This is a genomic window from Rhodococcus wratislaviensis, assembly GCF_041228765.1.
GTDB lineage: Bacteria > Actinomycetota > Actinomycetes > Mycobacteriales > Mycobacteriaceae > Rhodococcus_F > Rhodococcus_F wratislaviensis.
The window spans coordinates 7596449-7608356 of record NZ_CP150488.1; the positions used below are offsets into that span (position 1 = coordinate 7596449).

The following is an 11908-nucleotide window of genomic DNA, read 5'->3' on the forward strand; positions in this document are numbered from 1 at the left end:
TCTCCTCGTTCTCCGCTATCCCTTGACCGCACCCGATGTGAGGCCCTTGATCATGTGCCGTTGCAGCACAAGGAAAACCACGAGAATCGGCAGCATCGTGAGTACCGTTCCCGCCATGACCGGACCCCAGTTGGTGAGCCCGTCGTTGTTCTGGAGTTGGGTCAGCCCGATCGGCAGCGGCGCGACGGAGGCGTCGTCGGCCATCAGGAACGGCCACAGGTATTCGTTCCATTCGGTGACGACGGTGATGATCGCGAACGCCACCATGGTGGGGCCCGACACCGGCAGGACCACCTGCCACAGCAGCCGGAAGTGGCCTGCGCCGTCCATCCGTGCGGCCTCGATGATCTCGGTGGGTATCGACAGGAAGTGGTTGCGCATCAGGAACGTTCCGAACGCGACCCCGGCCAGCGGCACGATGATGCCGTGAAAGCTGTTCCGCCAGCCCCATTCGGCGACGAGTGCGTAGTTGGAGATGACCGTGATCTGGTTGGGCACCATCAATGCGGCGATGATGCCGAGGAAGACGAGGTTCTTGCCCGGGAACCTCAGGAACACCAGCCCGTAGGCGCTGAACACGCCGAGCCCGAACTTCACGACCGCCAGCACCCCGGTGATGATCACCGAGTTGCGCAGGAACGTCCAGAACGGCACCGACGTGGTGGCCTCCGAGTAGTTCTCGGGATGGAACGTTCCGGGCCACCAGGTGACCGGCATGGTGTAGACGTCCGGGCGATCCTTGAAGGACGTCATCACGATCCAGTACAGCGGCAGGGCCACCATGACCAGCACCGCCACCATCGCGGCGTATCCCAGCGCCGTCGCGAGCGCTTCCCGCCGGCGGTGGTCACGGGCCGGGTCTTCCGTCACCGGCACATCCGCGGTGCGCTGATCGCGCACCGTGTCCGCGGTCACCGGCCGTCACCGCGATCCATGATCCGCACCTGGTAGACGGTGATCCCGAGCAGGACCAGGAACATGATCGTGGCCACGGTGGCGCCGTAACCGGCCCGGAAGTTGCGGAACGACTCGTTGTAGACCTGGTACACCATGGTGGTGGTTCCGGTACCGAGTGGACCGCCCCGGGTCATCACGTTGATGATGTCGAACACCTGAAGGGAGCCCAGCATCACCGTGATCGAGAGGAAGTAGGTGGTCGGACGCAGCTGCGGGAGGATGACCCGGCGGAACGTCGTCCACCGGCCCGCCCCGTCGATCTCCGCGGCCTCCGTCAGCTCACGTCGCGTACCCTGCAGTGCCGCAAGGTAGATCACGAACGTGTAGCCGAGGTTCTTCCACATGTAGGTGACCGTCACCATGAACAGCGCCCAGTGCGGATCCTGATAGAAGTCGGGGACGGAGCCGACCCCGGCACGGTGCAGCAGATCCTCAATCAACCCGAACCGGGGATCGAACACGAACTGGAACGCCACGCCGATCGCGGCGCCGGAGATGACGAACGGCGCGAAGATAGCCGAGCGGACGAGGTTGCGGCCGTGCAGGTTACGGTCCAGCAGCATGGCGAGCGCGAGACCGGCGACCATCGATCCCGCCACGGTCGCGACGGTGAACACGACGGTGTTCCCGACGATCTGCCAGGTGTCGGGCCGGCTCCACCACTCGCGGTAGTTGCCCCAGCCGACGAATGTGGCGACAGGGTCGGCGATGTTCCAGTCGAAGAACGACAGCCGGATGTTGTCGACCAGGGGCCGGTAGGTGAACAGAACGAGCAGAACCAGATTGGGACCCACCAGCGCTGCGAACAGCGCGTAGTCCCGCCACGGACGCCCGAGCAATCCCTGCTTTCCCGGCGACGGCAGGGTTCGTTCCGGACTCGATCTCACTGCGGCAGTCTGACGACCGTTTACGAATAGCCGGTAAATTGCCGTAGCCCGCACATTGAACTGTGCGGGCTACGGGAAGAACGTGGTCGGATCGGGGTCAGCGGTTCCAGTCGCCGAGACCGTCGGAGCCGCTCAGCACGCCGCCCGCGGTGTTCTGCACGACCACGGCGTCGCCCTTCTTCGAGTTCTCGTAGAACCACTTGGCGTCTTCGGTGCTCACGTTGAGGCAGCCGTGGCTCACGTTGGTGTTGCCCTGGGCGTCCACCGACCACGGTGCGGCGTGGACGAAGATGCCGCTGTACGACATGCGGGTGGCGTACTCGACGTACGTGCGGTACCCCTCGGCCGAGTCGACCGGGACCCCGTACGTGGACGAATCCATGTACATGTCACGGAACTTGTCGCCGATGATGTACGTGCCGTTCGGCGTCTCGTGATCGGTCTTACCCATCGACGTCGGCATGGTCTTGACCACTTCGCCGTTCCGGGTGACGGTGATCTGCTTGGTGTTGTCGTCCGCGGTCGCCACCAGTGCGTCACCGATGGTGAACGTGGAGTGCGAGTCGCCGGCGTCCACGGTGACCTCGGTGTTCGCGGGCCAGAACTCGGTGGGCTTCCAGCGGACCTGACTGTCGTTGATCCAGTAGAAACCACCCTCGACGGGCTGGCTGGTGGTGACCTTGATGGCACGCTCGGCGGCGGCGCGGTCGCCGATCGCCTCGTTGAAGCGGATGATCACCGGTTGCGCGACACCGACGACCTCGCCCGCACCCGGGTTGAGGGACGGAGCCGAGAAGTTCGCGGGCGCGGGTGCCGGTTCGGGAAGCGGCAGCTGCGGCGCGCCGGGCAGTCCGGGCAGGGTGGGCAGACTCGGAATCTCCGGTCCACCGGGAAAGAGCGGTGCGGCCTGTGCGGCCCCGACCAGCGCAGTTCCGGAGACGACGGCCCCGGTCAGTGCGACAGCAACGCGCGAAGACCAGTGCTTGTTCCTGGAAAAACCGATTCCTGACTTGCCCATATGACCACTCTCGTTCGACGACGTGTGCAACGCGCGTCCCCGACGGACCTACCAATCGCGCACTGCCATTAACACACATCATCCGGCCGCGAGCAATTTGCCCGCAATCGTTGCCGCTCCGCGGCCTGCGGGGTGGTGGTGTCACCGAGTGGTCAAGAAGCGCTCACGATCAGGTCTCGGCGCGAGCGGCGGCGAGCATGCTTTCGATGGTGATCAGCTTGGTGCGCGTCCGACCGGCCGCCCTGCCCCCGGCACGCTCGGTCTTGTCGATCCGCTGCCAGCCCTGGTAGTCGACGGCGTCGGGCGCACGCTCGGCGATCAGCCGGTCGAGGGCCTCACGTTGGGCGGGCGCGTCGAGCCGCCCGGCGGAGAAGTCGTCGATCAGCATCGTGACCGTCTCCGCGGAGCAGTACTTGTTGGTGCCGATCACGCCCGTCGGTCCGCGCTTGATCCAGCCCGCCACGTACACGCCGGGCACCGGCGCGCCGGTCTCCGGATCGATCACCCGGCCGTTCTCGTTGGGGACGACGCCGCGACGGTCGTCGAAGGGGATACCGGCCACGGGCTGACCGCGGTAGCCGATCGAGCGCAGCACCAGGCCGGTGTCCAGGGTCGAGGTGACGTCGGACGGTTTGGCGCTGAGCCTGCCGGACGCGTCCGCGACCAACTCGTTCTTCGCGACGCGCACCGATTCGACGGCGTCGGTGCCGAGAATCTCCACGGGTGACGTCAGGAAACGCAGCACGATCCGCTTCTTCGCCGGATCGGCGGTGCGCCGGGCGAACTCCTCGACCTGCCGCACCTTGTGGCGGTGCGACGGCTCTGCCTCGTCACCGTCGACGAACGCGCGGCTCGCCGGGTCGAGCACCACTTCCTCCGGGTCGACGACGATGTCCACGTTCGGCATGCGCCCGAGCGCCAGGAGTTCGGGATTGGTGTAGGCGGCCTGGGCGGGGCCCCGTCGGCCGAGAATGACGACCTCACGGATGTTGCTCGCCCGCAGGGCCTCGAGGGCGTGGTCCGCGAGGTCCGTCTTGGCCAGGATCTCCGGATCGGTGACGAGGATACGGGCCACGTCGAGTGCCACGTTGCCGTTGCCGACGATGACGGCCCGCTCCCCCGACAGGTCGAACGTGCGGTCGGCGTAATCGGGGTGACCGTTGTACCAGGCCACGAACTCGGTGGCTGCGTGGCTGCCGACCAGATCCTCGCCGGGAATGCCCAGCGCGCGGTCGCCCGCCGCGCCGACCGCGTAGATGACGGCGTGATGGTGTGCGAGCAGTTCCTCGTGGCTCACGTCCCGGCCCACTTCGACGTTGAAGTGACAGTGCACCGTGCGCTTGCCGACGACGGAGCGGAACTGGTCCGTGACGCCCTTGGTGCCCGGATGGTCCGGCGCGACCCCGGCGCGCACCAGCCCGTACGGGGTGGGCAGGCGGTCGAAGATGTCGACCTCGATGCGCGGCTTCGCGGTCAGTTCCATCGCGGCGTAGCAGGCGGCCGGACCCGACCCCACGACCGCGACGTGGAGCGTGCCGAGGGCTGCGTCGATCTGTGGCAGCTTCAGCGGCTCGGGCCAGTCCGGGCCGATGGGGTGTTTGGTGTAGTACTGCGCGTTGATGTCCAGGTACGGCTCGTCGACCTCGTCGAGGTCGTTCTCCGCGTAGATGGCCTCCACCGGGCACTCCTCGACGCAGGCCCCGCAGTCGATGCAGGTGTCCGGGTCGATGTACAGCATTTCCGTGGTGGCGAACGGCTTCTCGTCCGGTGTGGGATGGATGCAATTGACCGGACAGACATCGACGCACGATGCGTCGTTGCAGCACGGCTGCGTGATCACATAAGCCACGGTTCTCCCCTACCTGAGTACGCGCAGTCCGACGTCGAGATGTGACACCAGACTATAACGTGTTCCAATTTTGCGCGAGAACCGTGCGCGATGTCAGACCGCGTCGCCCGGCTCCACACGGAATCCGACCTTCACTGTGACCTGGTAGTGCGCGACGGCACCGTTCTCGACGTGACCCCGGGTCTCGACGACCTCGAACCACTCGACGTTGCGCACGGTCTCGTTGGTCCGCGCGATGGCGTTCTTGATGGCCGCGTCGGTGCTGTCGCTCGACGAACCGACGACCTCGACAACTCGGTACACGTGATCACTCATCAGGATTCCTTTCGTGGTTACTTGCCGTTCCGGACGATCGCCTGCGCCTCGACACCGAGCCGGGCCAGACGAAGATCACCGAGAGCCGTGAGGGAACTGCCGAGGCGGTTGGTGACGAAGCCCAGGGACAGTCCGCTGTCGAGGTCTGCGTAGGCACCGGACCCGCCGACGCCGTAGTGCCCGATCGCGTTCCGTGGCTGTTCCCGGGACGCGAGGATCGGCCGGTGGTAGCCGAGGGACCACTGCGGCCGGATACCGAGGACGTAGTCGCGGTCGTGTGTCTGCACCTGCGACATCTGCGCGATGGTGGACTTGCGCAGGAACCGGTGTCCGTCCAGCCTGCCCCCGTTGGCGATGGCGCCGTACATGCGCGCGAGCGCCCGCGCGCTGAACACGCCGTTCCAGCCGGGCATCACCGCGTCGTGCACCACGGGATTCCGGACCAGCACGTCGAACCCCTGGGGCATCGCCGCCTCGGCGAGGCCGCGGGTGGGACCGACGAGCGAGAGCACGTTCGACGTGAGCTCCCAGTTGAGTCCGGCCGGGTTGATGTGCGGAAACAGCTTCGCGATCCGCGGACGGTGCTGTCCGGGAACCTGATACCAGAAGTCGTCGACGCCGAGCGGGCCTGCGATTTCGTCCTGCACGACCTGGACGAACGGCTTTCCGGTGACGCGTGCGATCAGTTCGGCCACCAGCCACCCGTAGGTGACGGCGTGATACCCGGGACCGCGCAGCCTGCGCCCATCCGCCGGGGTGGCAGCCAGGGCCCGGACGACGGCGTCGTAGTCGAGGAGATCGAGCGGGCTCCGCATCAGACCCCGGACCTTGTGCAGACCGGCCCGGTGGGTGAGCAGTTCGCGGACGGTGATGCCGTCCTTGCCTGCGGCGCCGAACTCGGGCCAGTAGCGCGCGACGGGCGCGTCGTAGTCGATCAGCCGACGCTCGGCGAGCCGGTGGACGACCGTGCTGGCCACGCCCTTTCCCGTCGAGAACGACAGGGCGACGGTGTCGCGGTCCCACCGGCGGTCGCGGTCTGCCCAGCCCGCCCAGATGTCGAGGACTTTCTCACCCCGGAAGTACGCGGTGAGCGCCCCGCCGCCGTGCTGAGGTTGCCGGTACATCGCGAAGAACCGGTCGGCGAGCGGCAGGAACCGCGGGTCGACGTGCAGCTCCGTCCGTGGTGCGGACGCGGGCCGGGGAACTCGAACGCTGGTCGTCATCGACCACCTCCGATCTCGCTGCCGTATGTCCTACGGCAGTTGCGTCAGCCCATTGTGACTACCGTCACCATACGACGCGGACCGGGGTGTCGTTCAGGGAAGCCGCCACACTGTTATGCCGTCGCTCAGACACGCTTGACCTGCAAGGAAATTGATCGCGAGCGACGGTCCACCGGCGCACACCACGCCCTTCGCCGGATCCGCGACGAGCGCCTGCCCTCCCGGACCGCTCAGCACCAGCGCGGGACCGGCGGTGTCGACCGTTCCGATCGCGACGCTCTTCGGCCCGACCGCCACCGCGGCGACGGCGCCACGACGCGCCTCGGCCGCACCGACACCGCCGCCCAGTCCGGCGCCGAGCGCCGCACCCGCGTGCGCTGCATCGGCGAAACCGACACCGTCCGTGCCGAACGCCGCCGAATTACTGCTCGTGTCGGCGTTGGCCCCGCACGCGGTGCGGTCGACGACCGTGGTGTCACCCCGGCCCGGTGGTGACACACAGGAGAGGGAGACGGCCGACGCGGTGGCCGGCGCGATCAGCAGAGTCCCGAGTGCCGTCGCGACGACACCGAGGACCAGTCCGGCAGTACCGACTGTCGTACGTTCCATGGCGACCTCACATTGTTCCCGACCCGACCGTCCCGAGCCTACGTGAGCGCCGGCTATTTGCGGTCTCGGTCCCGACTCGGTTGTACCCGCTTGGGTTCCCCCGGCATTTTCGGGTAATTGGGTGGGTACGGGAGATCGCCGAGACCGTTCGCGGCGTCCCGTTCCGCCATCTCCAGCAGCACGTCCAGCGATTGCGCCACGTCACCCATGGTCGCCATGGGATCGCCGCGTTTCTCGAGCAACGCGGGCACGGTCGCGATGGTGAATTCGTCGGGGTCGACGTCGACGAGTTCCTCCCAGGTGACCGGCGTCGACACGGTGGCGATCGGCGTCTTGCGGGCCGAGTAGGCGGACGCGATCGTCTTGTCCCTGGCGTTCTGGTTGAAGTCGAGGAAGATGCGTTCGCCGCGTTCCTCCTTCCACCAGGACGTGGTGGCCCGGTCGCCGCTGCGCCGTTCGATCTCCCGCGCGAGGGCGATGCCGGCGCGCCGCACTTCGATGAAGTCCCAGCGCGGTTCGATGCGGAGATACACGTGCAGCCCGCGGCCGCCCGAGGTCTTGGGGTAGCCGACGAGGCCGAGTTCGTCCAGCAGCGGCCGGAGCACGTCCAGCGCGACCGCCCGGGCGTCGTCGAATCCGGTCCCCGGCTGCGGGTCCAGGTCGATGCGCAGTTCGTCGGGGTGATCGACGTCGGGGCACCGGACCGCCCACGGATGGAACGTGATGTTGCCGAGGTTCGCCGCCCACACGATGTTCGCGGCGCTACGCACGCGGAGCACGTCGGCCTTGCGGCCGGACGGGAACGTGACCTCGCACGAGTCGACGTGGTCGGGGCGCTTCGCGGGAACCCGCTTCTGGTAGATCTCCTCGCCTTCGATCCCGTCCGGGAACCGTTGCAGATGCGTCGGCCGATCGAACAGGGCGGTCAGCAGCGCACCGTTGAGTGCCACGGTCCGGTAGTACTCCACCAGGTGCCGTTTCGTGCCACCCTCGGCGCCGAGTTTCGGGTAGTAGATCTTGTCGGGATTCGACAGCCGCACGGCGACGCCGTCGACGTCGAGTTCTTCGGCAGGACTCGCCATCTAGGAACCTCCGGCCAGGACGTCGGCAAGGTCGTATCGCACCGGGACCTCCAATTGTTGGAACGTGCACTCGTCGGGCGTCCGGTCCGGGCGCCAGCGCAGGAACCGCGCGGCGTGCCGGAACCGGGCACCCTCCATCTGGTCGTACGCCACCTCGACGACGCGTTCGGGGCGCAACGGCACCCAGGTTCGGTCGTTGCCCGACTGCCACCGCGTCGGCGCCCCGTCCGCGACGACGTCGTCGCCGACGCGCAGCTCGTCGAGTTCGGCGAGCAGTTCGATCCGTCGCGCCGCCGTGAACGCCGATGCACCGCCGACCATTGCCATCTGGTCGCCGTCGTACAGTCCGAGCAGCATCGACCCGATCCCCGGCTGACTCTTGTGCGGCCGGTATCCGATGACGACGCAGTCGGCGGTACGGGCGTGCTTCACCTTCACCATTTCCCGCTTGTTCGGCAGGTACGGGCCGACCAGCTTCTTCGCCACCACCCCGTCGAGGCCGGCCCCCTCGAACGCCTCGAACCACTCGGTGGCCGTCGCACTGGATTCGGTGGCCGCGGTGACGTGGCAGCTGGGTCCGCCGCCGATGGTGTCGACGAGCTGCGCACGGCGCACGGAGAAGTCCTCCCGGCTGAGGTCGCGGTCGCCCAGGGCGAGCAGATCGAACGCGACGAACTGGGCCGGGGTCTTCTCCGACAACATCGTCACCCGGCTCTCGGCCGGATGAATGCGCTCGGACAACGACTCCCAGTCGAGCCGGGTGCGGCCGTCGATGCTGCGTGGGACGACCAGTTCGCCGTCCACCACGCACCGCTCCGGCAGTTCGTCCTTCACCGCCCGGACGAGTTCGGGAAAGTACCTGGCCAGATCCTTTCCGCCGCGGGACCCGAGCACCACCTCGTCGCCGTCGCGGAAGACGAGGGTGCGGAAACCGTCCCATTTCGGTTCGTAGGACCAGGCGAGCCCGGACTCCGGTTGCGCCGGAACGGACGACGCAGCCTTCGCGAGCATCGGCTGTAACGGAGGCATCACGGGGAGATCCACCCGTCCATACTGTCACCACGATTGGCAAATCGGACAGCGATGTAATCAAATAATGCGCGACACGGCAATCGCGGTGGACACGATCGAGGTGGCAGCGGTCATCTCGGAGGAACGGGTGGCGGACGGTCACCTGACGGAGGGGTCAGACATGACAGGGTTAGTTCGGCGGGTGTGTACCGCAGTCGTCGCGTTGTCGGCGACGGCAGTTCTGGTGGCCGGGTGCGGTTCGGACACGACGCCCACCGCGGTGCCGGAGTCGGGTGCCTCCGCGGCCACCACCTCCAGCGAATCGACCACCGTGATCGATGGACAGGAAGGCGAGGACGCCGGCGGCGACGTCGACTTCGAGGTCGCGATCGGTGAGTGCGTGAAGCTCGGCGGCACCGTCACGGACGCCGAGATCGACAAGGCGGTGTGCGGCAGCGCCGATTCGAACTACAAGGTGATCGCCAAGGCCGCGAAGAACAGCCAGTGCATCAGTGACGCCGACTCGTACTACTACGAAACCCTCGGCGGCGTCGAGCAGGGCGCGATCTGCCTCGACGTGGACTGGGTCGTCGGCGGGTGCATGGACGTCGGTGGCGAGGATCCCGCGCGCATCGACTGCGGCGACACCACGGCCGTCGACGGTGTGAAGGTGACGGAGATCGTGCAGGGCGCCACGTCCGTGGACTCGTGCAGTACGTCGTCCAACGGCTACGAATACTCCGAACGCAAGTTCGTCGTCTGCGTCGACGAACTCTGACGGCAGGCGCCGGCCGGCTGCGGGCACCGCCCGCAGCCGGCCTCGCTCACAACCAGCCGCGGCGTTTGAAGATCGTGTACAGGCCGGCACAGGTGAGCATCATCAGCGACAGGGCGAACGGATACCCACCGACCCAGTGCAGTTCGGGCATGTGGTCGAAGTTCATGCCGTACACGGTCCCGATCAGGGTGGGCGCGAAGAGGATCGCCGCCCACGCCGACACCTTCTTGATCTCCTCGTTCTGCGCATAGCTGGCCTGGGTCAGGTTGCGCATCTCCTCGTTCTGTTCCTGCGACACCAGGGTGGCGTTGACGGTGAGGATGTTCCCGAGCAGCTGACGAAAGTTGTCGGCCCGCTCCACGACGACCGTCGCGTGGTCGGTGACGTCACGCAGATAACGCTGCAGTTCCTCGTCGGTGTTGTACTTCTCGAATCCCGCCGACAACCCGCGCAGCATCCCGAGCAGCGGCCTTGTGGCCCTCTGGAATTCGATGACCTCGCGGGTGAGTTCGTAGATGCGCCGTGACACGCCCGGTGCTCCGCTGAACACCTCGGTCTCGATCTCGTCGATGTCGTTCTGCAGTCCGGCCACCACCGGTGCGTACCCGTCGACCACCGCGTCGAGGATGGCGTAGAGGACGGCCTCGGGTCCGAGCCGGAGCAGGTCCGGGTTGCTCTCCATCCGACGGCGGACCGCCGACAGGTCGGGGGATTCGCTGTGCCGGACCGTGAGCACGAACGTCGGACCGCAGAAGACGTGCAGCTCACCGAATTCGACGCGCTCGGTCTCGTCGCAGTACCGCGCGGCGCGCAGGACCACGAACAGCGTCTTGCCGTAGCGCTCCAGCTTGGGCCGCTGGTGGGCGACGATCGCGTCCTCGACGGCCAGCTCGTGGAGGTCGAATTGCTTTGCTGCCGCATACAACTGGGCGTCGTTCGGCCGGTACATCCCGATCCACGCCATCGACGACGCGTCCGGCAGGCTCGCGAGGGCCTCCGACAGGGTGGCCGGGGTGGCCGTCTTCCGGCCGTCGCGGTAGACGGCGCTGTTGACCACCGTTTCCTCTGCAGGCGTCGGTTCGACGGGCCGGCGGGTCACCGCGTGACCGGCGTCGGCGTCGGACAGACCGGCGGAACGGCTGGGGAGGAGGGAACGGATCGGACGCAGCTGAGGCATGACACGGGGCTTTCGAGGGAAAGTGGGCAGCGCGGAACGGCGCTGAGGAACACGGACCGTGAAACCGCGCACCTACCGGTGGAACGGTTTCAGTTGGTACTCGGAGGTTGGCTTCTCATTCGGATGCCACACCTCCTTGCTCTCTCGAAAGGGCAGTTCACGACCTCGGCGAACTGCAGACCGGAGGACACGATACCCCCGGCGACCGGCCACGACAACCTGGCATCCCCGCCGTGTCGGTCCCGGATCCGGCGGGTCCCGCAGCAGATACTGGGCGGGCACCGAATCACCACCGAGAGGGCCCCATGACCAGCTGGTCGGACAGACCGATCTGCGCGTTCGACCTGGAGACGACGGGACCCGACCCCACCGATGCCCGCATCGTCTCCGCGTGTATCGCCGTCGTCGACGCTCACCACTTCGAGTCGCGAACCTGGCTGCTCGACCCGGAGGTCCCCATCCCACAGGGGGCCTCGGACGTGCACGGAATCTCCACGGAGTACGCCCGGGCCCACGGACAGGACTACGCCACCGGGTACGGCGAGATCCGTGAGGCATTGCACGATGCATGGACCCGCGACCATGCCGTCGTCGCGTTCAACGCCTCCTACGACCTGACCGTCATGCACACCGAGGGACTGCGCCTCGGGCTGACCGAACTCGTCACCGGCATCGTGGTCGACCCCTACGTCATCGACCGCGAGATGGACCGGTACCGGAAGGGCAGGCGCACACTCGGCGCGGTGTGCGAGCACTACGGCATCGCGCTGGAGGACGCCCACGAGGCCGAGGCCGACGCGATCGCCGCCGCACACCTCGCCCGGACCCTCGCGCAGGAGTACCCGAATCTGCGGGCCCTCGACATCATGACGCATCAGGCCGGCTGGCACGCCGAACGGCAACGCGACTTCGCCGACTACCTCGTCCGGCAGGGTCGCGACGCATCGGACGTCAACGGCGAGTGGCCGATTCGCGGTCTCGCGCAGTTCCGCATCGCCTGAT

General features: G+C 67.2%; 12 protein-coding genes. 2 read left to right on the plus strand and 10 right to left on the minus strand.

Annotated features, from left to right (window positions below; genetic code table 11):
- Positions 1–15 precede the first annotated feature (15 nt).
- From WKC72_RS34955 to WKC72_RS34995, 9 genes are all read right to left on the minus strand, one after another.
- Positions 16–915: a carbohydrate ABC transporter permease gene (locus WKC72_RS34955; RefSeq protein WP_112301070.1), complete on the minus strand. Its 900-nt coding sequence runs from the start codon at positions 913–915 to the stop codon at positions 16–18.
- On the minus strand, positions 912–1883 hold the full coding sequence (locus WKC72_RS34960; RefSeq protein ID WP_370184630.1) for a carbohydrate ABC transporter permease: 972 nt from the start codon (positions 1881–1883) through the stop codon (positions 912–914). Before WKC72_RS34960 ends, WKC72_RS34955 begins: the two co-directional genes overlap by 4 nt.
- A gap of 58 nt (positions 1884–1941) precedes the next feature.
- Positions 1942–2862: an Ig-like domain-containing protein gene (locus tag WKC72_RS34965; RefSeq protein ID WP_105421182.1), complete on the minus strand. Its 921-nt coding sequence runs from the start codon at positions 2860–2862 to the stop codon at positions 1942–1944.
- A gap of 169 nt (positions 2863–3031) precedes the next feature.
- On the minus strand, positions 3032–4711 hold the full coding sequence (locus WKC72_RS34970) for an FAD-dependent oxidoreductase (protein WP_370181077.1): 1680 nt from the start codon (positions 4709–4711) through the stop codon (positions 3032–3034).
- A gap of 93 nt (positions 4712–4804) precedes the next feature.
- Positions 4805–5026, minus strand: coding sequence for a dodecin (locus WKC72_RS34975; protein ID WP_037232790.1), 222 nt, complete (start codon positions 5024–5026; stop codon positions 4805–4807).
- Between the two features lie 17 nt (positions 5027–5043).
- Positions 5044–6249 carry a serine hydrolase domain-containing protein gene (locus WKC72_RS34980; RefSeq protein WP_370181078.1) on the minus strand — a complete coding sequence of 402 codons (1206 nt, stop codon included), beginning with the start codon at positions 6247–6249 and terminating at the stop codon, positions 5044–5046.
- A gap of 93 nt (positions 6250–6342) precedes the next feature.
- A complete protein-coding gene (locus WKC72_RS34985) occupies positions 6343–6858 on the minus strand; it encodes a DUF6764 family protein (RefSeq protein ID WP_370181079.1) in 516 nt (171 codons plus the stop codon).
- A gap of 53 nt (positions 6859–6911) precedes the next feature.
- Complete coding sequence (locus WKC72_RS34990; protein ID WP_370181080.1) at positions 6912–7940, minus strand: DNA polymerase domain-containing protein; 1029 nt, start codon at positions 7938–7940, stop codon at positions 6912–6914.
- Positions 7941–8984 (minus strand): ATP-dependent DNA ligase, encoded by a 1044-nt coding sequence (locus WKC72_RS34995; protein WP_037232780.1) that lies wholly within the window; start codon positions 8982–8984, stop codon positions 7941–7943.
- Between the two features lie 52 nt (positions 8985–9036).
- Between WKC72_RS34995 and WKC72_RS35000 the strand changes: the two genes are divergently transcribed.
- Positions 9037–9729: a hypothetical protein gene (locus WKC72_RS35000; RefSeq protein WP_081792391.1), complete on the plus strand. Its 693-nt coding sequence runs from the start codon at positions 9037–9039 to the stop codon at positions 9727–9729.
- 46 nt (positions 9730–9775) lie between these two features.
- Here the strand turns inward: WKC72_RS35000 and WKC72_RS35005 are convergent, their stop codons facing one another.
- Complete coding sequence (locus WKC72_RS35005) at positions 9776–10906, minus strand: magnesium and cobalt transport protein CorA (RefSeq protein WP_037232778.1); 1131 nt, start codon at positions 10904–10906, stop codon at positions 9776–9778.
- 305 nt (positions 10907–11211) lie between these two features.
- Here WKC72_RS35005 and WKC72_RS35010 point away from each other — a divergent pair, with 305 nt between their 5' ends.
- Positions 11212–11907, plus strand: coding sequence for a 3'-5' exonuclease (locus tag WKC72_RS35010; protein WP_370181081.1), 696 nt, complete (start codon positions 11212–11214; stop codon positions 11905–11907).
- Position 11908 lies beyond the last annotated feature (1 nt).